The organism is Microbacterium sp. PRC9, assembly GCF_031844125.1.
In the GTDB taxonomy this organism is placed as follows: Bacteria; Actinomycetota; Actinomycetes; order Actinomycetales; family Microbacteriaceae; genus Microbacterium.
The window spans coordinates 34,701-55,452 of the sequence record NZ_JAUZUR010000010.1 but is presented as its reverse complement, the minus strand read 5'-3'; the positions used below and the strand labels follow the sequence as shown (position 1 = coordinate 55,452).

The window sequence follows — 20,752 nt, the reverse complement described above, 5'->3', positions numbered from 1 at the left end:
TTCGGGGCGCAATCTGCCGCTAGGGCGCGCGGAGGGGTAGTTCACGCTCTGTGGTCGCACGGGTGGGGCCACCCGACCACCGAGGGGTCAGCGGACGCTCTTCACCTTGAACAGGATGATCAGGCCACCGATCAGGGCCAGAACGCCGGCGACCACGTAGAGCAGCGGATAGTTGCTTTCGCCGGCGCTCGCGCCCCAGAGCAGTACGACCGGCGCGAAGAGGGGCGCGGCGAACTGCGGAATCGATGTCGAGAACTGGGCGATGGCGACGAAGCGGCCCGCTTCGGTGTCTTGCTCGGGCAGTACATCGAGCATCAGCGCGCCATCGACGGCGGAGAAGATGCCGAGGCCGAGGTTCATGGCGAACAGGCCGATCATCAGGAGGGTGAAGTCGGGCGCAAGCGCGGAGACCGTCGTTCCCGCGGCGAACAGCAGACCAGCCACCACGATGAAGGACTTGCGACGCTTGAGTCGATCGGACAGGAAGCCGCTCAGCGCGGCTCCTCCGACTGTCGCAGCGATTCCGACGAGCGCCGTGATCGCGATGATCCCGCCGATCTCATCTACCGGAATGCCGAGCTTCGACGCGAAGAAGAACGTCGTAAACGTGGTCGCCATGGTGACGCCGAAGTTGAACGTGAACCGGCCCAGCCAGTTCCAGGAGAAGTCGGGGTACTTCTTGACGTTGTAGCCGTAGCCGGCGAGGAACGAGCGCACCGACGCCTTCGGGCGGGTCGGGAAGCCACGGCCGTCCGGCTCCTTGATGAAGATCACGAAGAGCAGGATCAGGATGGCGCCGGGGATACCCGGAACGAGGAAGAGAAGGAGGCTTGTCCCGGCGAATGCGCTCGCAAGCACCACGCCGAAGATGGGTGCCACCATGACGGCGACGCCGTTGAGGCCCGCCACCTTTCCGCGCTGGGACTCCGGGAGTCGATCGCCCAGCGAGCTGGTGAGCTGCAGCGCGGCGATGCCGAACCCGAACTGGGTCACCGCCCACCCCGCGATCGCGATGCCGATGTTCGGAGCCGTAGCGACGATGACAAGGCCCGTCAGGCCGATGAGCGTGAGTCCGAGGAGCCACGGTCGACGACGGCCAAACCGCGACCGGGTGCGGTCGCTGAGGATGCCGATGATCGGGCCGAGGAGCACGACGACGAGCGAGCCGACACCGGTCACATAGCCGAGATACTCGTCGTGGCCTGGCGCGATGCGGCTCACCAAGACGGACAGCGAGTAGCCGATGGGCGCGACCAGCGCCATCATTGCGCCGAAGGTCGCCAAGACCATCAGCCAGATGTAGAGGGCACTCACCTTCGGCCTGTCCCCCACGGCGACTGTGCCGGTGAAAGACATCTCCTCGCCGATGACAGTGGCCTCGTTGAGGGCAGGCGAGGCTGCCGAGACAGTTGGGACCGGGAACGGCTCGGGTGCGGGGTGGTCTTGGGGCGTCATGGATCCTCCTCGATCGTGCACGCAGCGACCATCGCTGGGTGAGTCTTAGGTGCAGGCGACAGCTTCGGTATCGCGCGTTACCTGCATTGAAGCACAGCTAGGTATCGCGCGTCAACAGCGCTTATGCTGATCTCATGACGACGACCAGCGAAGACGTGGCGCGGCACGCCGGCGTCTCCCGCGGCGCTGTGAGCCAGATCTTGAACGGACGGGGCGAGCGCTTTGCGAGCGCGACGCGCGACCGCGTACGGCGTGCGGCCGAGGAACTGGGGTATCAGCCATCAGCGGCCGGAAGGACCCTCGCGAAGGGGTCGAGCGATATCGTGCTCGCCATCCTGCCGAACACGACCTTCGGCGGGAACATTCAGGACATCTTCGAGAACGCGACCGAGGACCTCGCCTCTCGTGGTCTGACTCTGCTGCTGCACCTCGCGACCTCGTCGACGGCGCCTCTGGACCGGGTGATCACCGGCATGAAGCCGCGCGCAGTGGTCTCACTCACGCCCTTCACCGTTGAGGAGCGTGCGCTCCTCAACGAACGCGGTGTGAAAGCGTTCGATCCGGTCAGCGACTACGTCGGCACGAATGTCGACGCAACGATCGGCAAGCTCCAGGCGACTCATCTGATCGAGCGGGGATACCGAAAGATCGCCTTCGCCCATCTTCACGACGCGCGCCAGGATCCGTTCGGCGCTGACCGTGAGGAAGGCGTCCGGGTGGCATGCCGCAAAGCGGGCCTCCCGGAGCCCACATCCCTCAACCTCGCGATCGATCTCTCGGACGCGTTGAGCGCGATCTCAGCGCTGGACCTGCCGGGGGTCGGCATCGCCTGCTACAACGACGACGTCGCTACCGCCCTGATCTCCGCCGCCGCAACCAACGACTGGCGCATCCCCACCGATGTCGGGATCATCGGAATGGACAACACGCCGCTCTCCGCCGTCACCTATCCTCCACTGAGCACCATCGGCTACGACGTGAAGGCGGCGGCGCATAATCTCATCACAACGACTCTGGCCGGCATCGGTGAACCCGTCGACGAGCGGCCCCAACTCGACCCAGCCTTCGAGCTGATCCCTCGCGGCACGACCTGAACCCCTTCGCGCAGCGAACCTCTTCTAACCCCTGAGCTCACCACGCTCGCGACGCCGTCCGCAGAGGCGTCCGAACTCGCGCTTCGGGTCCCGCTCGACGAATCCCGCCCCGTTCGCGGGCTGAACCGCGTGGCGCGACGCATAGACGATGGCGGCCATGCATCCATCGGGGCTGATGACCATCGACCTCAGCACTCCTTGTTCGACGACATCGCCCGAGGTGCACAGCGCCAAGCCGCGGAGCAAGGGCTGCACCTGCAGATCGGGTTCGACGACCCTGGCCTCCTGGACGCGCACATGGCCGCGCTCATTGACGAGCGCGTCGCCCGACTGTTGATCGCGCCGATGCCCGATCACCAGGCAAGCATCGAACGATCTCGCCTCACAGGATGCCCGGCCGTCGAAATTGAACTCCAACGGGACCGCTTCCTCGTGTCGGGTCGTGATCGACAACCCACTAGATGTGACCCACGTCTCGGCACACCCCAGCACGCAGGGCTTTTACCCCTCCGTCTCCCCGTGGGCAGACGGAGGGTACGACGGCGGGGACACGTCGCCGTCTGAGCAAACCGCTTAACGCCGTCTTTCCAGGGTGAGCAGACAGGGCAGCTAGAGGCGCCGAGACTCGGACTCATCCGCTGACCAGCACTTCAACCCCTGAGCCGTGCCCACATCTGAGACGGAACTACCCGGATCGAGAAGGATCAAAACCCCTGGAAACACGCCTCAGAACGACGTCAAATCGGGCGAAAAGTGGCGGAGACGGAGGGATTTGAACCTCGCCTCGAGGGATCCGCGCCGATCCCTGCCGTGCACTCTGAGTCGGTCTTCCGCGGAAGCCCGCGAACTACGCCGATGCGACTTCAGTCGTCGTGCCTTGTCGTTCCTGGCGAATCTCGCTCAACCGTGGGCACCAGGTGGGCACGAAACTGACGCCCCGCCTGGCGCTTCACGGCTGACGTGGTGCGCTTCGGCACTGCCCAGATTGCCGCGAAACCGTTCACTTGGAAAAGCCCAACACCGCACCCCGGACGTGTGTCTCTCCGGCGTGTCGTCGACGCACTCCGCGCTCCGAACGAGCAGCCTGCCGCCGCCATGAGGACGGAGAGCGCGTTCCGCATGGCGCCGACCTCCGGCACCACACGGATCCTCCTGCGCGCATAGGCACGGTCAGGGCCTCCGTCGTGCATGCTCGCTGTCAGGCGGCTCCTGTGCGCCCAGTCGTCGTGCTCGCTCTCACCGATCCGTCGGCGGGTGATGCACCAGCGCCGAGCTGCTGACGCGCATACGCGAGGCCGTATCAATGGCATCCTTCAAGACTGTTTGCAGCACGCGGGATATAGTCCTCGCGTGACCGAATTAGTGTCGAGTAGCACACGAAATGCGCGTGCGCGGCTATCCGCGCCGCAGCTCTCGGCGAGGATCAGCGTCGAGCAGTCCGCGAGCATCATGGCGCGGATGATCGCTTCCGGTTCGGCGGAGACACGCGCAGACCTGGTGCGCGAGACCGGGCTCGCGCGATCCACAGTCACGACCGGCTTGAACGCGCTTCAGCGGATCGGCCTGCTGGCGATCGACGGACATCTGCAGCAGATCGGTCGCGGGCGCCCGGGCGAGCGGATCAGCATCGCACCCGGGTTCGGGGTCATCGTGTCAGTGGAGATCGACCGACCGTTCACGAGGGTCGCGCTTTACGACTACGGCCAGGCCGAAGTCGCCTCGTCGGTGATCCCGGCCACACTGGCCGACGATCCCCGCCACGTCGTCGATGAGATCGCAAAGGTGGTGCGGAGCGCAATCGACACGATCCCGCACGCGCCGAGTCTGCGGTTCGCCACTGTGGGCGTCAGTGCGCCCGTCGACGTCAATCGCGGAATGGTGGTCGGGCCCCCGTTCATGGAGGGGTGGGACGGCTTCGCCCTCGAGCGGGAGCTGCGAGGCGTCCTGGGGTGCCCCGTGATCCTTCGAAACGAGTCCGACCTGCGAGCCCTCGGCGAGGCTCGCTCCCTCCCGCCGTCCGAGACACCGCTGGTGTACGTGCGGTTGGAACAGGGAGTCGGCGCAGGGTTCACCGATGGCGCCGCGGAGATCTTTTCAGGGGTCGACGGAGCGGCCGGTGAGATCAGCCACATGCGGTCGACCGTTCAGGAGGGTCGACCCTGTTCGTGCGGGGGTACGGACCACGTGTCGACGCACGGCTCCGTCGCGGCGATGATCGAGCGCTGGCAGGCGCTCGATCCCGCGCGCTCGGAAGACGGCGAAGCGGAGTTCTTCCGCGCGCTCCGGCTTCGCGACCTTGATGCCACGCGGATCGCGACCGACGCGGCCAGGGTGCTCGGCGCGGCGCTCACCGAGATCCTGCTGGTGCTCAATCCCGCGCGCATCATCGTCGGCGGCACGATCCTCGAGGCATCCGATGCCATCCTGGCGACGATCCGAGGCGTCATCTACGAGACGGGTCTGCCCCTGGCCACGCGCAACCTGACCATCGCCGCCTCGGTGCTGGGCGAATCGGCCGGACTGCGCGGCGGACTCATCCTCGCCCTCGAGGAGTCGCTGTCCGCAGAGAGCCTCGCAGGAGTCGAGGCGGCATCCGCCGCACACCTCGTCTGAGCGTGGTCAGAACGAGGGCAGGAGCGCGCCCGCGGCCACGTCGTGAGCCGCACATGACTGCGCCGAGTCCAGCACGGCCTGCGTGAGCTGCACCGCGCGAAGGCCGTCCGCGAAGGTGGGAAGTCCTTCGGGCGCCTCACCGCGTGTGGCGCTGTATACATCTGCGATGAAGGCCCTGAAGGCGTCGGCGTACCCCTGAGGGTGTCCGGCGGGAACGCGATTCAGCCTCGCCTGCTGCGCTGACGCCGATGGATCCCCCCGCTGCACGATCACGGCGCCGTCCTCCCGGCCCAGCCAGACCGAGTTAGGGTTCTCCTGATCGAACACGGCACTGCCGAGGCTGCCGTCCAGTTCTATCCAGAGACGGTTCTTGCGTCCGGCCGCCACCTGCGAGATGACTGTGTTGACGAGCATCCCCCGTGCGGTGGTGAATGTGGCGACGGCGGTGTCTTCGGTGCGCACCGTGATCATCTCCCCGGTGGCGGATCCGGAGAACGAAGCCCCTCCCGTCCGGGGCCTCTGTTCGTAGGCGATCGAGGTGCGGGCCTGCACCGTGACGATCTCTTCCCCGGTCAGGAACTCGACCAGATCGCACCAGTGGGAGCCGATGTCGGCGAATGCCCGCGACCGGCCACCGACCGCGGCATCCACGCGCCAACTGGAAGAGGACGGCGCGACCAGCCAGTCCTGCAGATAGGAACCGTGCGCGAGGAGGAGTTCGCCGAACTCGCCCGCGATGCGTCTCGCGCGGATCTCGCGCACGAGCGGGTGGTACCGGTAGACGAAGGGGACGGCGGTGACCACGCCGGCGGCCTGCGCGATCTCGACCATCTGCTGCGCGTCGGATGCCGAGATGGCGAGCGGCTTCTCGCAGATCACATGGATGCCGCGCTTCATCGCCGCAACGGCATAGTCGCGGTGGGTGTCATTCGGGCTGCACACGTGCAGCACGTCGATCCTCGAGTCCAGTGCATCGTCGAGCGACCGGAACGCCCGCGCGACACCCCACTGTCGCGCCGCATCCTCACCGCGGGAGGGCGAGGAACCGAGCACGCCGACCACTTCTGCGCCGGCAGCTCGGGCCGAGTCCAGGTGGACCTTGCCGATCATTCCGGTGCCCGCGATCGCGACGCGTGGAGTCGTGGTGGCGATAGTCATTTCGTGCACTCCCGGATCATGCGGACTCGGCGAAGGGATAAGCGACGTACGCGAATGCCGACGAGTCCGGAGCCCAGCTGTTGACGTTGAGCGTCCCCTGCCCGCCGAACAGGCGGACGACGTCGCGGGGCTCACCGCCCGAGGCCGGGACGATCCGCAGCGTCACGTCGACGTCTGCGGGGTGACTCACGGTGCCGGGCTCGTAGCTGATGTAGAGCACGGACTCGCCTTGCGGATCGAGATGGGGGAACCAGTTCACCCGTTCGTCGAAGGTGAGCTGTTCCGCTGCCCCTCCCTCCGCTGGCATTCGGAACAGCTGTGCATGACCCGGCGTGCGGGCGGCCTCCTCCGAGTTGTAGTACAGCCAGACTCCGTCGGGCGAGTACTCCGGACCGTCGAAGGGCACAGCACCGTCGGAGAGCAGCCGATCGGGTCCGCCGGCGGCGGGGATGGTCGCCAGGTTGCGCCGCCCGCGTGGGTCGTCCCCGAGCGGTTCCACCGCGACGTAGGCGAGGGTGCCCCCGTCCGGTGTGATTCCGTGCAACCAGTAGGTGTAGCCCGATCCGTCCGGCTGGTCGTTGGACACCTGGACGGGATTCCCGCCGCCGATCGGGATGCGGTACAGGTGTCCGGCCGCGCTGAAGTAGATGGCGGTGCCGTCAGGAGACAGCACGTGATCGTTGTTGACCGTTCGGATCTCCCCTGTGTCGATGGGGGCCAGCTCACCTCCCACTGCCGGGATCTGCCAGAGGCATCCGCCTCCGTTGACCACCAGCCGGTCGTCGGGCGTCCAGTTCGGCGCCTCGATCAGCTCATCGGTCTGGAGGACGAGCCGGTCCGTCCCTGTGGCGAGGTCATGCACTCGCAGCTGCGAGACCTGGCCAGGCTGCAGATCCTTACGTCCGGCGCCGCGGCCGGGAGCAGGCATCAGGAGAGCTCCTTGACCCGGATGTTGCGCCAGCGGCATGCGGAGTCGCGCCCCCAGCGCGCCTCACCCATCTTCGGGTCGGTGTCGTGCACCTCGAGGGCGATATGGCCGCGTGAACCGAGCGTCTCGGCGACGGCGTCGGCGTCGTAGTTCGGGAAGTCCAGATGGGCCAGATCGATCTCCGAGATCTTGACTCCGTTGATCCACGTCGTGATGACGGGCTTGAGGCCCACCACTCGGATACGGAATTCGTTCCAGCCGCCGGGGTTCCACGCGGCGAGGAACTCGTCTGCTGTGGCGCCGTAGGTCAGCAGCTCATGCTTGCCGTCGAGCGGCTCGAGGGTGGTCGCCGGGTCCTCCTCACGCAGCCGGACCAGCTGGCCGTCCTCGTCCAGGTCGGCGTCCAGGTTGAAGGAGACCGCGTGGAACCCGCCGAGCCCGTTGCCGTAGTACCCGCCGATCGAACCGGACTTTCGGTGGTCCACGAGTATCTGGAATCCTCGCCACGAGTCGCGGGTCTTGCGCACGAGGATGCCGGAATCGGCGGGCCAGTCGGGGTTGGCCTCGAGCACGAGCTCGAAGTCTCCGAAGGTGCGCTCTGTGAGGAGGAATCCGCCGAACCCGCTGCCGGGTTCGTCCTGGCGCCCAACGATCGCGCCGTCCTCGACAGTCCACGCCGCGGGGCGATTCGGCGCGGCGTCGAAGTACTCGTCTGTGAACCGTGCACCAGCGGGGCGGTCGGCTTGGAGCTCGCGCAGGGTCGGACCGCCGATCCACATCGGGCCGTAGACCCGGGGTGTCGCGAACCATCCGTCCAGGTCCTCTCCGTTGAAGAGGGACTCGTATCCGGTTTCCGTCTGAGTGGTCATGGTGTCCGTTCCTGGTCGGGTCGATCGATTCGCAGCGTGGGCCGCCGGCTCCGTCATTTGACGGCTCCGGCAGTCAGCCCGCGGACGAACCACTTCTGGAAGATGATGTAGAGGATGACCATCGGCAGGATGCTGAGGGTCATCGATGCGGTGAGGCCCGCGTAGTCGGTCGCGAACTCCCCGACGAGCCGGTTCGCCGCGGGCTGCAGCGTCTGCAGTGCGGGGGCCGGTACGAGCGCGCTCGACAGCAGCAGGTCGTTCCAGATGTTGAGCATCTGGAAGATGGCGATCGTCGCCACGCCCGGTGCCGCCAGGGGAAGCATGACTCTGCGGAAGATCTGCCACTCGTTGGCGCCGTCGATCCGCGCCGCCTCGGCGAGCTCGTTCGGCAGGGCCTCGAAGAAGGTCGTCATCAGGAACGCCGAGAACGGGATCCCGCCCGCGGCGTACACGAGGATCAGTCCGGCGTGCGTGCCGAGCAGTCCCATGGACTTCAGCTCGATGTAGATCGGGATCAGCGTGGCGACGCCGGGTACGAACAGCGCGCTGATGATCAGGGCGAACATCAGCGGCCGGCCCCGGAACCGGATGCGAGCGAACGCGTATCCGGCGAGCGTCGAGCAGACGACGATCAGAACCAGCGCGAGCCCGGTGACCAGCACGCTGTTGAGGAAGTTGCGCCAGATTCCCATCTCAACGAGCGCGGTGATGTACCCGTCGAAGACGATCTTCTCGGGGATGAGCGGCCCGCCGAACACGGTCTGGGGTTCGCGCAGAGAGGTCGCGACCATCCACAGCAGCGGGATCATCGCGAACGCCGCGAGCACGATGAGCGCGAGGTGCCAGATGATGCGGGTGGGGCGGATCTTCGCACGCGTGGGGCGACGGTGCGCCACGTCGACGGTCATAGCGGGGCCTTCCGGAATCGGTACTGGATGAGCGTGACGACACCGGTAACGACGAACACCACGAGGGAGATGGCCGACCCGTATCCGAAGGCCGATGTCGCGCCGGACGCGTTGCCGAACGTGAGGAGGTACGTGTAGGTGCTGAACGTCTCCGACGCGTGCAGGGGTCCGCCTTTGGCCATTACCCAGTTGAGGTCGAACACCTTGAGTCCGTGGATCACATTGAGCATGACGACCACGCCGATGACCGGCCGGAGCATGGGGATGGTGATGCTCCACGCCTCCCGGAACTTGCCGGCGCCATCCATGCGGGCGCTCTCCTCGATCGACGGATCGATGTTGCCGAGGCCCGCGTAGATGATCAGCATGAACAGTCCGCAGGACTGCCACAGCGTGACGAGGATGATCACGGGGAGGACTGTCGCCGGGTCGCCGAGCCACGGGTGCACGAGTGCACCTAGCCCGACGGCGTCCATGATCTTGGCGACGAAGCCCATCTCGTTGTTGAGCCCGAGCCGCCACAGCATGCCGGTGACGGTGAGGGAGATCGCGGCGGGGATGAAGAACAGCGTCCGGTAGAGGGCGCCGCTGCGGCGCGGACCGTAGTGGATGATCAGCGCGAGTGCGAGCGGGAAGACGGTGAGGAGCACGGTGGTCGCCACGGTGTAGACGATCGTGTTCCCCGCGGCCTGCAGGAAGATCGGGTCGTTCACCATGGTCACGAAGTTCCGCAACCCGACGAACTTCGTTGCGCCGAAGCCGTTCGACGAGGTCATCGACAGGTAGACCATCTGCACGATGGGGTACAGCGTGAACGTTCCGAACAGCACCATCGCCGGGGCGACGAACAGCCATCCGGTGGCGGAGCGCCGCGAGGTGCCCGCGGCGCGGGGGGCGCGCGGCAGTCCGCTGCGACGCCCCCCGGTGACGACACGCTCAGTGGTGGGCAGTGTCATGGTCATGTCAGTGCTCGTCTCGCCTACAGCGCCCGGGCCTGCTCGACCGCGCGCTGGATCTCCTCGGCGACGTCTTCAGGAGTTCCCTGGCCGCCGAAGATCTTGGTGACGCCCGTGCCCACCGCATCGCCGGTGCCGGTGCCGAAGGAGATGTGCGGAGCACCGTCGCCGTCGAGCAGCCATCCCGCGAACTCCTGGACGAACGGGTTCTCGATGCCCTCGGCAGAGGCCACCGTCGCCGGCAGCGACACCATCCGGTTCTGCATCGCCTCGTAGCGCTCGGGCTCATACAGGAACGCGAGGAAGTCCAGCGCAGCCTGCTTGGTGGCGTCATCGAGGTTGGCGCTCACCGAGAGGGTGTAACCCGCCTGGTTGCCCGTCCAGTGACGGTCCCCCGACGACCACGCCGGGTTCTTGAAGACGCCGAGGTCGTTCTGGACGAAGTCGGGCGCAGCCTGCTCGAGCCCGGTGAGGCCGCTCGACGAGAAGTAGAACATCGCCGACTTGCCCGTGTAGAACGACGCGTAGGCGGCATCCTGGTCGACGCTGAGCACACCGGGGTCGAAGACGCCGCCGTCGACGACCTCCTGGAGCTGGGTGAGCGCGCTGATCACCGGCTCGCTGTCCCATGACACGTCCGGATCCGTCAGCGCGTCCAGCGCGTAGGCCAGCTCGGTGTCGTCCTCCACCTGCGAGATGAGGGGCCAGAAGAAGTCCGCGAGCTGGCTGGGGTTGTTCCCCACGATCGCCACCGGGTTGAGGTCGGACTCCGCGCGGATCTGCTGCGCGAGCGCGATCAGATCGTCCCAGGTCTCGGGCTCCTCCCACCCGTGCTCCGCGAAGACGGTCTTGTTGTAGTACAGACCGAACATCTGCGCCGCCCACGGCACGGCGTACTGCCCGCCGTCATACTCGGCCTGACGATTCGTCGACGGATAGAACTGATCGATGAACTCATCTCCGAGCTCCGCCTTGAGATCGAGCGTCCGCCCCGCCTCAGCAAGCTGCAGCGCGAGCGCCGCCGGCATGTAGACCGCGGGATCGTCGTCGGCCTGCAATCGGGCCTGCAGTGCCGGGACGTACTCCGCGAAGGCGTACTGCTGCATCTCGACGGTCACGTTCGGGTTCTCCGCCTCGAACTCGTCGATCGCACCCTGCAACTCGGACTCCCACGGGACCATCCAGTTCCAGAACTGCAGTGTGATCTGTTCATCGCCACCGGCACCCGACGGGTCCGCCTGGCATCCCGTCAGGCCGGCGACTGCCGCCGCGACGACGGCGAGCGAGACTCCGATGGCACGGAATCCTCCTGGCTTGGTCATGCTGTCCCTCCACCTCTCTGTGATGAGCAAGACGCTCGAGTTCCCAGCCCGTGTGACGCACTCCCGGCATCCTCGATCGGGTGGGACTGGTTCGAATTGAACGCGGGGCAACGATAGGTCGGCATCGTCGGCGGTATCAACGATCGTTCAAGGATCATTCGAGAAAGATTTCGGCATTATTCGCGTCGTTATGTGTCAACTTTTGAACTGAAAAAGCCTTATTGAGTCCTTGGATGTCATCGTGGCGGTAGGTCAAGATCGCTTGACCCCGCGATCCATCCACAGACTCGAAGGCGAGAAACCGGTGCTCCTGATCGACAACCCCGAGATGCCCCCTCTCCGTGGCGGCCCCCCGCTCCGATGGGGCACCGTGGGCGCCGGCCTGGCAGCGGGCTGGTTCGTCACCGGTCTGCACAGGCACACCGATCACCGCGTGCAGGCCGTGGTATCGGGGCGACCCGAGCGAGCCCGCGAATTCGCGGAACGTGAAGGCATCCCGCGGACGCATCCGACCGTCGAGGCCCTGCTGGAAGACGAGTCCGTCGACATCGTCTACATCGCGACACCCAACAGCACGCACGCGGCGATCGCCGAGGAGTGTCTGCGCGCCGGGCGGCACGTTCTGGTCGAGAAGCCGTTCGCGACGACGGCCGAGGATGCCCGGCGCATCCTCGAGCTCGCGCGGGAGCGAGGTCTGCTCGCACTCGACGCCACCTGGACGCGGTATCAGCCGAAGTCAGCGGTCGTGAGGGCGGTCATCGCGCGCGGCGACATCGGCACTCCCCTCAGAGTCGAGGCTGCGCTCGGACACGTCAGCGACATCGGTTCCACACGCCGCCAGTTCGACCCCACGCTCGACGGCGGAGTGCTGTTCGAGATGGGGATCTACAGCGTCGACATCGCCGTTCGCCACCTCGGACTCCCCTCCCGCATCTCAACGACCGGCGTCGTCGGGCCCTCCGGGGTGGATGTCGAAGCATCCGTCGAGATCGAATTCGCCACCGCGAGCGCTTCCGCATCGGCTTCGTTCGTCTCGGCCCCATCGAACCGGGCGATCATCACGGGAACCGAGGGCACGATCGAGGTCGCCGACCAGTTCGTGCTCGGCAACACGGTGATCGTCGACGGGCGCCACGGCCAGGGCGTATGGATCGACCAGACGCTGCCCGGTCCCGACGGACTCGCGTGGCAGGCGGTGCACGCGGCCGACTACATCGCGCGTGATCTCGTCGAGTCGCCGCTTCACCCACATGTCGAGACGATCGCCACGATCGGCGTGCTGGAGCGAGCACGCCACGAGCTCGGAGTGACGACACATTGAGTGCCGCCGACACCTTCGCCGACCTTCGCACCGAGCGTCGGTCCCCCTATCGCTTCGTCACTCCCCCCGCGTCGGCACGGGTGAGCGCTGAGGAGACGGCGAGCACATTGGCGAAGCTGATCTCGTGCGCGGCGGCGAACACCAAGGTCGACCTCGTCGCGCAGACGGGGCTGTCACGCTCGGCCGTGGGGCTCGGACTGCAGACTCTCGCGGAAGCGGGGCTGGTACGGATCGCAGGTCAACGGGCGACGCCAGGGCGCGGCAGGCCCGCCGACCGTCTCGAAATCGACCCCCGATCGGGCGTCATCCTCGCCGCGGAGTACAACGTCTCCCGCGCGAGGGTGCATGTCTACGACATGGGACAACGCCTTCTCGCCTCACGCGTGCTGACCATCGACATGTCAGACGGGCCGGAGGCAGTGCTCGGCGATCTAGTCGAGGTCTACCGCGACCTGACGGGTTCCGACAGCCCTCAACTGCGAGCCGTCGGCCTGGGCCTGCCGGGGCCCATCGACACGCATCGCGGCGTCCCCGTGCGCCCGCCCGTCATGCCCGGCTGGGACGGGTATCCGGTCGCCGACTTCCTCAGTGCCCAGCTGCAGTGCGACGTCGTCCTCGAGAACGATGTCAACCTGCGCGCGCTCGGCGAAGCTCGAGCGCTTCCCGCCGACCAGAGCCCCCTCCTCTACGTCCTGGTCGACGTCGGCATCGGCGGGGGCCTCGTGCAGTCGGACGGGCAGCTGTATGAAGGCTCCGACGGAGCAGCCGGCGACATCGGACACATCCGGGTCGCGGGCGCCGCGGACGTGCCGTGCGTGTGCGGGCAGTACGGATGCCTCGAGGCGGTCGCCTCCGCCTCCGCGATGGCCGAAGCATCCTCTGACAGTTCGGGCGACGTAGCGGATGTCGCGGACTTCCTGGTTCGTCTGCGCCACGGCGACGAACGCGCTGTTCGGGCCGGCAGGGAATCGGCCGCCGTCATCGGCGGAGTGATCGCGGACCTCGTGCACTTCGCCAACCCGGCGCGAGTCGTCATCGGCGGGCCGGTCGCCCTCGCGCACGAATCGATCCTGTCGCGCATCCGCGGCGTGGTCTATGACCGCGCCCTGCCGCTCGCCACCCGAAACCTCGCGATCTCGGGCCCGGTACGCGGTGTCGAATCCGGAGTCGGAGGCGCACTCGTACTCGCCATCGAGCGGGCGCTCGGCCCGGCGGCGATCACTCGCGCGATCGCCGGACGCGGCGGCCACGATGCGACGACCGGACCGGCGGCGGGAGCGCGACGTGGCTGAGCATGCGGTCACCCTGTTCACCGGGCAGTGGGCGGACCTGCCGTTCGAGGAGGTCGCGCGACTGGCGGCGTCATGGGGGTACGACGGCCTCGAGATCGCGGCCTCCGGCGATCATCTCGATCTGCAGCGCGCCGACGAAGATGACGCCTATGCGAAGTCGCGGCTCGAGATCCTGGATCGTCACGGGCTGAAGGCGTTCGCGATCTCGAACCACCTCGCCGGTCAAGCGGTGTGCGACGCGCCGATCGACTTCCGCCACCAGGCGATCCTGCGCCAATACGTGTGGGGCGACGGGGACGCGGAAGGGGTGCGGCAGCGCGCCGCCGAAGACATGAAGCGGTCCGCACGAGTAGCCCGCAAGCTGGGCATCGAGGTCGTGGTCGGGTTCACGGGGTCGAGCATCTGGCCGTACCTGGCGATGTTCCCGCCGGTGCCTGGATCCGTGATCGAGGGCGGCTTCGAGGACTTCGCCGCGCGCTGGAACCCGATCCTCGACGTATTCGACGGCGAGGGCGTGCGGTTCGCGCACGAGGTACATCCCGGCGAGATCGCGTACGACTATTGGAGCTCGGTGCGAGCTCTCGAGGCTATCGAGCATCGCGAGGCATTCGGGTTCAATTGGGACCCGTCGCACATGATGTGGCAGAACATCGACCCGGTCGGGTTCATCTGGGACTTCCAGGACCGCATCTACCACGTCGACTGCAAGGACACACGGATGCGGCCGCGCAACGGCCGCGCGGGTGTGCTCGGCTCCCACCTGCCCTGGGGCGATCCGCGCCGCGGCTGGGACTTCGTCGCCACCGGGCACGGCGACGTGCCCTGGGAGGACTCGTTCCGCGCGCTCGACGCGATCGGCTACACAGGCCCGATCTCGATCGAGTGGGAGGACGCCGGCATGGACCGCTTCCACGGTGCCGCCGAGGCCGTCGGCATCGTCCGATCCCTGCTCTGGCCGGGCCCCGAAGCGTCCTTCGACGCCGCCTTCCGCAACCAATGATGAGGACCGACATGACCGAGACCGCCAACTTCGAAGACACGATCTCGAAGCTTCAGGCGCAGCGAGGGATCTGCACCTTCCCCGCTCTCGACCACGCCGAGGCACGGAAAATCGGAGCCGCCGTCGCGCGCCTCGCCGAGGCCGCGGAGCATCCCGTAGCGATCGCCGTCTTCCTCGGAGAGCAACGGGTATTCCACGTTGCCTTCGCCGGCACGACAGCCGAGCACGACGACTGGCTGCGACGAAAGCGGAATACCGTGCTGCGTCATGACGCACCCAGCCTCGAAGTGGCGCTGCAGTACCGGGTCAGCGGTCGAAACCCCGACTGGCTCGACCCGAGGGAGTTCGCGGTAGCGGGCGGCGCATTGCCTCTTCGCGTCGGCGACAACCTCGTTGGCGTGGTGGCGGTCTCGGGTCTCACCAATTCGATGAGTGCCGATCACGACCTGGTGATCGAGGCGCTGGCGTCGCTCGAGCGGTAGATGTCGAGACGCGCCCGCGACGAGATGCCGTCGAGCACGCGGCGGGCGCGCGAGATACCCGCAGTTCGCAGTCGGGAGGAACATCAGTCGGCTGCTCCGCACCCGATCGCTCCGCGCGCTGATTCCGGCTGAGGGTGGCGACTCGGCGCGTCGACGGAGTCGGACGGTAGCGGGTCCGCTCGCGCGCAGTGCTCGGTCAATGAGCGCAGCCGTGCATCGTTATGCGCCATCCGACCGCGGCACTGACGGGACGCACCGCGTGCGGGTTCAGACACGCCCACGCCTTGACGAAGGTCGGCGGACCCCGCCTCGCTCGGGCAGGAGTGCCTGCGCAGTCGCCGCTCTCATGGCCGAACGTCGGAGGCGAGCGACTGTGCTTGCGATGAATCCAGCGAGCTTGCTGGCGACTCGGGCGGCAAGCCCCGTGCGGGCGTGGACGACTTGTCCCATTCTTGGATGGACTCTTCCAGGAAGCCGTCCCAGTCCTTTGCACGGCGAACAGAAGTTGGTGCACCTGATCATCCGTGGGAACCATGAACCTGTTGTTGAGGATCGCGTCGACGACCTGCTCCCCCACCTCCTCGGGCAGCTTCGGGAGGAACTGCGCGCCGGGCCCCGTGTCACCGTCCCCGATCCGAAGGTGCGGATGGTGGCGGCGATGTTTGTGATAACCGGCCCCGGACACAAGACGGTTACCCGATCCCCTTCGGACGGAGATAGAGTGCCAGACCCCCCGAGAGCTGAATGATTTCAGCCTTCGATGCTGCGTACGGCAGCCGATCGAAGGCATGCGAATAGAGCCCCGCGCAGGAGGCGGTGTTGACGATGTGCCCGGCCCTCTGCTCGAGGAGCAACGGGAGGAAGGCTGCGTTGCTTCGCACCACGGGCATCAGGTTGATGTTAAGCACGCGTTGCCATTCGTCGACATCAATGTGGCTCTTCGGAATCAAGGGTGTAGGTGGGGTCTGAAGCCTCCGGCCTCGAGCAGCGACCGCGCGATGTAGTGGGGGAGGTTGCGGAACCCGAGCGCGGAGCCGCGGAGGTGCTCGAGCCGCCCGTTGATCGCCTCCGTCGGCCCGTTGGATGTGCCGGGCCGGTCGAAGAACGCGAGCACGTCGGCGGCGCGTTGCTTCAACGTCCGACCGAGGCGTCGCACCTCGGTGCGAGCGGCAGGAACGCTGTTGCTGACCGCGTCGATCACGGCCTGCATCATCTCCTTGGCCTCCTTCTTGTCGGGTTCGCGGTAGGCCGCGACGATGCGCTGGTAGATGCCCCAGGTTGCTTCGACCTCGACGTGCTCCTCGTTGCCGAACACCGCGTCCAGTCGGATCTTCTGCTTGTCAGTGAGCAGGTTTGCACCGGTAAGGAGGGTGCGTCGCGCTTTGTAGAGAGGGTCGTTCTTCATCCCGCGGCGCCCGAACAGGTCCTGCTGAACGCGTCGTCGGCACTGGTCCAACGCGTCGCCGGCGAGGCGGACAACGTGGAAGGGATCCATGACCGGGATGGCGTCGGGGAGTTCTTCGGCGGCAGCGGTCTTGAAGCCGGCGAACCCGTCCATCGCGACGACTTGGATCTGCTTGCTCCACTCGGTCGGCCGCGCCGCGAGCCACTGCTTGAACACTGCCTCCGAGCGGCCCTCGACCATGTCCAGCAGCCGCGCCGGCCCGGTCTTGTTTCTCGCGGGTGTGAGGTCGATGATCACGGTGACGTACTTGTCGCCGAACCTGGTGGGACGCCAGACGTGCTCGTCGACACCGATCGTGGTCACCCCGTCGAACCTGGCCGGGTCGTCGATCAGCCGCCGCTTGCCTTCGGCGAGGATCGCGCTGTTCGCGGTATGCCACGACACCCCCAGGCCTGCTGCGGCGCGGGAGACGGTGAGGTGGTCGACCACGGTCGCGGTGAGTGCCCACCCGACCCCGCCGCGGGAGATCTTCGCGCGCGGCGCCGCTGCCTTCGTCGTGTCCTGCCGCCAGGTCCGCCGGCAGTGGCCGCACCGGTACCGGCGCACCCGGACCAGCAGCGTCGTCGGCCGATGCCCGAACGGCTCGTGCGCGAGCGGCCGGGTCACGGTGTCCCGCGGAACGCCCTCCGCACCGCACTTCCGACACCACGGGTCGTCCTCGACGACGCGGCACTCCAGCACCGCCCGATCGGGCTCGATCACCTGCCCGACGGCTTCGAAGCCCAGACCGTCGAGACGGCAGAACGTGGTCAGGTCAGGGGTCGCGAACGTAGGGTGGTGCACGTCGAGGTCTTCCGGCGGATGGGCAGTGTGAGAACTCCCATCCTGGAAGACCTCGACGCCCATCCGTGAACTTTCACGGGCGCAGCGTCGACGAGCCTCCGCAGCTCGTCGGCCGGTTTGTGCCCGCGCCTAATCGAAGCGAGCGCCCTCGGCGCGCGGACTGCGAATCGCAAGCAGCAGAACTACAACCGCACCCACAGGAACGATCGCGAGCAATGCCCACCATCCAGACAGGTTCGAGTCGTGCAGCCGACGCGCGGCCACGCTCACCCCAGGGATAACCGTCGCGAGCATCCACAGCCCCGCGAAGAGGAGCGCGAAGGACGCGATCGGGTTGCTCGGCACATCGCCTACTGCCCAGGCCGGGATGCCGAGGTGCGCATACAAGAGCGAACCGAACGGCCCCAACGCTACCGTCGGCTCCGGGGTCTGACCAGTCACCAGCACCGGAACACCGACCTGCGCGATCAGCAGCACGACAGCATTGATCAGCTGCCACCACCAGTACTCGCTCCGGCTCGCTCGACCACGCACACGAAGAGCGTGGCCGACGAAGCGACCCATCGCGTCGGCCATCGACGCGCCGCGAAGCGGCTCACTGATGGGAATCGTCACCGCCGCGTAGCTCACGTCGCGATCCTAGCGGGACGAGCCTCACTGACCACGTCCCGAACAACGACACTTACACCCTCAACTTCGAAGAGCCATCAATGTCCTCAGGAGCTCCGCGTGTGAGAACTCCTGCATTGTTCATCACGACGTCGACGCTCCCGTAACTGCGGAGGGCAGCTTCGCGCAACTCTTCGAACGCGCTTACATCTGCGACATCCGTGTGAACGGCCACAGCATTCGCGCCTAAATCCTTGATCTGGGAAACAGTGGTCGCTGATCCAGCGTCGTCGATATCCGCGACCACCACGTTGGATCCTCGCCGCGCGACAGCGAGAGCCGCACCTTTACCGATTCCGCTTGCTGCCCCGGTGATGATGACCGTGGCATTGACGAGCGCATCCATCCGTGCACCTCTTTCGTGTTTTCGTGTAAGCCCACCGTTTAGTCACTCACCGGCGGAGAGCGTGACGATCGCGTCGCCCAACCCCTCCGCGGTTGCACGCACCGTGATGACCCCGACGCCCGTCGGCCTGATCACCGCGAGAGCCCTCCCATCGAAAGTGGTGGTGGAATTTGCCCGATACCCATCTGTCGGGTCCGGCCGCGCCGATCCGAGACCCTGCAGCTCTCCTGGACCGTTTGCTGTGACCGTTACTCTCCGCTCGCTCGAGGGTGCCAACCGTCGTCCCGACTCGCCCTCGTGGCAGCTACGCAAAGAGCGCCGCCATCCGCATCAAGGTCCTGGACGCGTGCGTCGAAGCGTTCGCCAAGACCGGGTTCTACGGCGCCACCATGAAGGACATCGCTGCGCGCGCCGGCATCAGCTACAACGGACTCCTGCACCACTTCCCCAACAAGGAGGTGCTGCTCATCGCCCTGCTGGAGCATCGTGACGCGCGCAGCACTCACGTCTTCGAGGAAGCGGACGCGAGGATCGCCAACACCCCGAACCACTCCATTCGCGCCATGCTCGACGTCGCTGTCGACAACGAGCTCGAGCCCGGCCTCATCGAGCTGCACGCAACCCTCTCCGCGGAAGCCACTTCACCCGGCCACCCCGCGCACGAGTACTTCCGGCGGCGGTATCAGGGCCTGCGCAACTTCTATGAGTCCGCATTCCAAACGATCGCGGATCGTGGAGAACTCACCACGACTCTTCAGCCCAAGGCACTCGCGGCCATGTTCATCGCGCTCATGGACGGCCTCCAGGTGCAGTGGCTGTACGCACAGGACAGCCTGCACATCGCAGCGCCGCTGCGCGAGTTCCTCGACTCCGTCATCGCGACCGATCCGCCGCGCTGACCCTCAGTCGAAGAGCCGAGAGACGGCACAGAGGTGACGCAAGAGCTCCGCCCCCTTGTTACGACACGGCCTTTTCGGGGTGGTGCCCACCGCCACTCTGAAGCTGTCACCAATGTGTTGGCACACCCTAAGACGGAGGACTTTTGCCCCTGCGTCTCCTCGTGGGCAGACGGTGCGCACGGCGGCGGGACAGTTCGCCCTCTGAGCAAAACGCTAAACGACGTCCGCCCAGAGCAAGCAGACAGGGCAGCTAGAGGCGCCGAGACTCGGACTCATCCGCTGATCAGCACTTCCGCCCCTGAGCCGTGCCCACATCTGAGACGGAACTACCCGGATCGAGAACGATCGAAACCCCGGAATCACGCCTCAGAACGACGTCAAATCGGGCGAAAACTGGCGGAGACGGAGGGATTTGAAACACGCCGAGAGCGATCCTGGTTGATCCGTCTGAACCTGACTCGGCCGAGATACCGCGCAATCACGCGGAACCCGATCAGTGCGATTGCATCATCCTCGGTCCTGAATCCACCTCATTCCGCGTCGACTGTGGGCATGCCGTGGGCAGGAATTGTTCGCCGGCGTGATCGTGGACACGACCGGATCCTTCGACCTCGTGTTCTGGACGGCCGCCGTCATCTCCCTCCTCGGCGCCGTGTTCTACCACTACTTCGTACGCAAGCCGATCATCCGTCCGGAGGAGCTGGGCCTGGCGCCCTCCCCGGCGGCCGACGAGTCCGAGAAGGCGCAGGTCGACGCATGAAGATCACCGCGATCGACACGTTCGTCCTGACCAGTCCGCTCCCGAAGCCCCTCGCCTACTCGCAAGGCTGGGTCACGGCCCGCTCGACCACCGTCGTCAAGGTCACGACCGACGAAGGTCTCGTCGGCTGGGGCGAGACGTTCAGCGTGGGCCTCTAGCCGCCCGAGATCGCGGCATCCGTCATCCGCAGCGCGCTCGCACCGCTCGTGATCGGACGCGACCCGCTCGAGACCGACGTCATCTGGGACGAGCTGTACGTCCGCAGCCGCGACTTCGGACGCAAAGGTGTGGTTGTCGGCGCGATCAGCGCGATCGACATCGCGCTGTGGGACATCCGGGGAAAGGCCGCGGGACTTCCGGTGTTCAAGCTGCTCGGCGGCGCGTTCCGCGACCGCATCCAGTGCTACGCGACCGGCTTCTTCCGTCTGGAGG

21 protein-coding genes, 1 tRNA gene and 1 pseudogene are annotated in these 20,752 nt (G+C 66.5%); 9 read left to right on the top strand and 14 right to left on the bottom strand.

Features of this window, described 5'->3' with window-relative positions:
• Positions 1-87: 87 nt before the first annotated feature.
• The gene (locus Q9R33_RS18880) at positions 88-1,455 is read right to left on the bottom strand and encodes an MFS transporter (protein ID WP_311294726.1); all 1,368 of its coding nucleotides are present in this window, start codon (positions 1,453-1,455) and stop codon (positions 88-90) included.
• 134 nt (positions 1,456-1,589) lie between these two features.
• Here Q9R33_RS18880 and Q9R33_RS18875 point away from each other — a divergent pair, with 134 nt between their 5' ends.
• Positions 1,590-2,549 carry a LacI family DNA-binding transcriptional regulator gene (locus Q9R33_RS18875; RefSeq protein WP_311294725.1) on the top strand — a complete coding sequence of 320 codons (960 nt, stop codon included), beginning with the start codon at positions 1,590-1,592 and terminating at the stop codon, positions 2,547-2,549.
• 24 nt (positions 2,550-2,573) lie between these two features.
• On the opposite strand, the gene Q9R33_RS18870 is transcribed toward Q9R33_RS18875, so the two are convergent.
• Positions 2,574-2,966, bottom strand: coding sequence for a hypothetical protein (locus Q9R33_RS18870; RefSeq protein WP_311294724.1), 393 nt, complete (start codon positions 2,964-2,966; stop codon positions 2,574-2,576).
• 337 nt (positions 2,967-3,303) lie between these two features.
• A tRNA-Leu gene (locus Q9R33_RS18865) sits at positions 3,304-3,391 on the bottom strand.
• 616 nt (positions 3,392-4,007) lie between these two features.
• Here Q9R33_RS18865 and Q9R33_RS18860 point away from each other — a divergent pair.
• Complete coding sequence (locus tag Q9R33_RS18860; RefSeq protein ID WP_311294723.1) at positions 4,008-5,162, top strand: ROK family protein; 1,155 nt, start codon at positions 4,008-4,010, stop codon at positions 5,160-5,162.
• Between the two features lie 6 nt (positions 5,163-5,168).
• On the opposite strand, the gene Q9R33_RS18855 is transcribed toward Q9R33_RS18860, so the two are convergent.
• From Q9R33_RS18855 to Q9R33_RS18830, 6 genes are read right to left on the bottom strand one after another with little or no spacing between them, the layout of a single operon-like run.
• The gene (locus Q9R33_RS18855; protein WP_311294722.1) at positions 5,169-6,455 is read right to left on the bottom strand and encodes a Gfo/Idh/MocA family oxidoreductase; all 1,287 of its coding nucleotides are present in this window, start codon (positions 6,453-6,455) and stop codon (positions 5,169-5,171) included.
• The gene (locus Q9R33_RS18850; RefSeq protein ID WP_311294721.1) at positions 6,337-7,248 is read right to left on the bottom strand and encodes a biopolymer transporter Tol; all 912 of its coding nucleotides are present in this window, start codon (positions 7,246-7,248) and stop codon (positions 6,337-6,339) included. Before Q9R33_RS18850 ends, Q9R33_RS18855 begins: the two co-directional genes overlap by 119 nt.
• Positions 7,248-8,117, bottom strand: a complete 870-nt coding sequence (locus Q9R33_RS18845; protein ID WP_311294720.1) for a DUF1080 domain-containing protein — start codon at positions 8,115-8,117, stop codon at positions 7,248-7,250. The genes Q9R33_RS18850 and Q9R33_RS18845 overlap by 1 nt, the downstream gene beginning before the upstream one ends.
• Positions 8,118-8,170: 53 nt before the next feature.
• The gene (locus tag Q9R33_RS18840; RefSeq protein WP_311294719.1) at positions 8,171-9,025 is read right to left on the bottom strand and encodes a carbohydrate ABC transporter permease; all 855 of its coding nucleotides are present in this window, start codon (positions 9,023-9,025) and stop codon (positions 8,171-8,173) included.
• The gene (locus tag Q9R33_RS18835) at positions 9,022-9,987 is read right to left on the bottom strand and encodes a sugar ABC transporter permease (RefSeq protein WP_311294718.1); all 966 of its coding nucleotides are present in this window, start codon (positions 9,985-9,987) and stop codon (positions 9,022-9,024) included. Before Q9R33_RS18835 ends, Q9R33_RS18840 begins: the two co-directional genes overlap by 4 nt.
• Before the next feature lie 17 nt (positions 9,988-10,004).
• Positions 10,005-11,303 carry an extracellular solute-binding protein gene (locus tag Q9R33_RS18830; RefSeq protein ID WP_311294717.1) on the bottom strand — a complete coding sequence of 433 codons (1,299 nt, stop codon included), beginning with the start codon at positions 11,301-11,303 and terminating at the stop codon, positions 10,005-10,007.
• Between the two features lie 304 nt (positions 11,304-11,607).
• Between Q9R33_RS18830 and Q9R33_RS18825 the strand changes: the two genes are divergently transcribed.
• The 4 genes from Q9R33_RS18825 to Q9R33_RS18810 all read left to right on the top strand — a co-directional run bounded on the left by Q9R33_RS18825 (position 11,608) and on the right by Q9R33_RS18810 (position 15,398).
• Positions 11,608-12,624 carry a Gfo/Idh/MocA family oxidoreductase gene (locus Q9R33_RS18825; RefSeq protein ID WP_311294716.1) on the top strand — a complete coding sequence of 339 codons (1,017 nt, stop codon included), beginning with the start codon at positions 11,608-11,610 and terminating at the stop codon, positions 12,622-12,624.
• Positions 12,625-12,731: 107 nt separating this feature from the next.
• Positions 12,732-13,916 carry an ROK family protein gene (locus Q9R33_RS18820; RefSeq protein WP_311294715.1) on the top strand — a complete coding sequence of 395 codons (1,185 nt, stop codon included), beginning with the start codon at positions 12,732-12,734 and terminating at the stop codon, positions 13,914-13,916.
• Positions 13,909-14,916: a sugar phosphate isomerase/epimerase gene (locus Q9R33_RS18815; RefSeq protein WP_311294714.1), complete on the top strand. Its 1,008-nt coding sequence runs from the start codon at positions 13,909-13,911 to the stop codon at positions 14,914-14,916. The genes Q9R33_RS18820 and Q9R33_RS18815 overlap by 8 nt, the downstream gene beginning before the upstream one ends.
• Before the next feature lie 11 nt (positions 14,917-14,927).
• Complete coding sequence (locus Q9R33_RS18810; RefSeq protein ID WP_311294713.1) at positions 14,928-15,398, top strand: heme-binding protein; 471 nt, start codon at positions 14,928-14,930, stop codon at positions 15,396-15,398.
• A 692-nt stretch (positions 15,399-16,090) separates the two neighbouring features.
• Here the strand turns inward: Q9R33_RS18810 and Q9R33_RS20480 are convergent.
• The 5 genes from Q9R33_RS20480 to Q9R33_RS18790 form a co-directional block, all read right to left on the bottom strand.
• Entirely contained in the window at positions 16,091-16,348 is a 258-nt protein-coding gene (locus Q9R33_RS20480; protein ID WP_396654132.1) for an SDR family oxidoreductase, read from the bottom strand.
• Positions 16,345-17,646: an ISL3 family transposase gene (locus Q9R33_RS18805; RefSeq protein WP_311294766.1), complete on the bottom strand. Its 1,302-nt coding sequence runs from the start codon at positions 17,644-17,646 to the stop codon at positions 16,345-16,347. Before Q9R33_RS18805 ends, Q9R33_RS20480 begins: the two co-directional genes overlap by 4 nt.
• Positions 17,647-17,775: 129 nt before the next feature.
• Positions 17,776-18,276 carry a DUF805 domain-containing protein gene (locus Q9R33_RS18800; RefSeq protein WP_311294712.1) on the bottom strand — a complete coding sequence of 167 codons (501 nt, stop codon included), beginning with the start codon at positions 18,274-18,276 and terminating at the stop codon, positions 17,776-17,778.
• A 52-nt stretch (positions 18,277-18,328) separates the two neighbouring features.
• Positions 18,329-18,661, bottom strand: coding sequence for an SDR family NAD(P)-dependent oxidoreductase (locus Q9R33_RS18795; protein WP_311294711.1), 333 nt, complete (start codon positions 18,659-18,661; stop codon positions 18,329-18,331).
• A 42-nt stretch (positions 18,662-18,703) separates the two neighbouring features.
• Positions 18,704-18,937 carry a hypothetical protein gene (locus Q9R33_RS18790; protein WP_311294710.1) on the bottom strand — a complete coding sequence of 78 codons (234 nt, stop codon included), beginning with the start codon at positions 18,935-18,937 and terminating at the stop codon, positions 18,704-18,706.
• On the opposite strand from Q9R33_RS18790, the gene Q9R33_RS18785 reads away from it, so the two are divergent.
• The 3 genes and pseudogenes from Q9R33_RS18785 to Q9R33_RS18775 all read left to right on the top strand — a co-directional run.
• Entirely contained in the window at positions 18,931-19,560 is a 630-nt protein-coding gene (locus Q9R33_RS18785; RefSeq protein WP_311294709.1) for a TetR/AcrR family transcriptional regulator, read from the top strand. The two genes, Q9R33_RS18790 and Q9R33_RS18785, sit on opposite strands and share 7 nt — an antisense overlap.
• Positions 19,561-20,140: 580 nt before the next feature.
• Positions 20,141-20,320, top strand: a complete 180-nt coding sequence (locus tag Q9R33_RS18780; protein ID WP_311294708.1) for a hypothetical protein — start codon at positions 20,141-20,143, stop codon at positions 20,318-20,320.
• A pseudogene (locus Q9R33_RS18775) lies at positions 20,317-20,685 on the top strand (mandelate racemase/muconate lactonizing enzyme family protein); the annotation flags it as partial. The gene Q9R33_RS18780 and the pseudogene Q9R33_RS18775, both read left to right, overlap by 4 nt.
• Positions 20,686-20,752 lie beyond the last annotated feature (67 nt).

Excerpts from the sequence above, each read along its gene's own strand:
- Q9R33_RS18835 (WP_311294718.1), bottom strand. The coding sequence starts at position 9,987 with ATGACCATGACACTGCCCACCACTGAGCGTGTCGTCACCGGGGGGCGT.
- Q9R33_RS18840 (WP_311294719.1), bottom strand. The coding sequence starts at position 9,025 with ATGACCGTCGACGTGGCGCACCGTCGCCCCACGCGTGCGAAGATCCGC.
- Q9R33_RS18880 (WP_311294726.1), bottom strand. The coding sequence starts at position 1,455 with ATGACGCCCCAAGACCACCCCGCACCCGAGCCGTTCCCGGTCCCAACT.
- Q9R33_RS18810 (WP_311294713.1), top strand. The coding sequence starts at position 14,928 with ATGACCGAGACCGCCAACTTCGAAGACACGATCTCGAAGCTTCAGGCG.
- Q9R33_RS18830 (WP_311294717.1), bottom strand. The coding sequence starts at position 11,303 with ATGACCAAGCCAGGAGGATTCCGTGCCATCGGAGTCTCGCTCGCCGTC.
- Q9R33_RS18845 (WP_311294720.1), bottom strand. The coding sequence starts at position 8,117 with ATGACCACTCAGACGGAAACCGGATACGAGTCCCTCTTCAACGGAGAG.
- Q9R33_RS18860 (WP_311294723.1), top strand. The coding sequence starts at position 4,008 with ATGATCGCTTCCGGTTCGGCGGAGACACGCGCAGACCTGGTGCGCGAG.
- Q9R33_RS18875 (WP_311294725.1), top strand. The coding sequence starts at position 1,590 with ATGACGACGACCAGCGAAGACGTGGCGCGGCACGCCGGCGTCTCCCGC.
- Q9R33_RS18795 (WP_311294711.1), bottom strand. The coding sequence starts at position 18,661 with ATGGATGCGCTCGTCAATGCCACGGTCATCATCACCGGGGCAGCAAGC.
- Q9R33_RS18850 (WP_311294721.1), bottom strand. The coding sequence starts at position 7,248 with ATGCCTGCTCCCGGCCGCGGCGCCGGACGTAAGGATCTGCAGCCTGGC.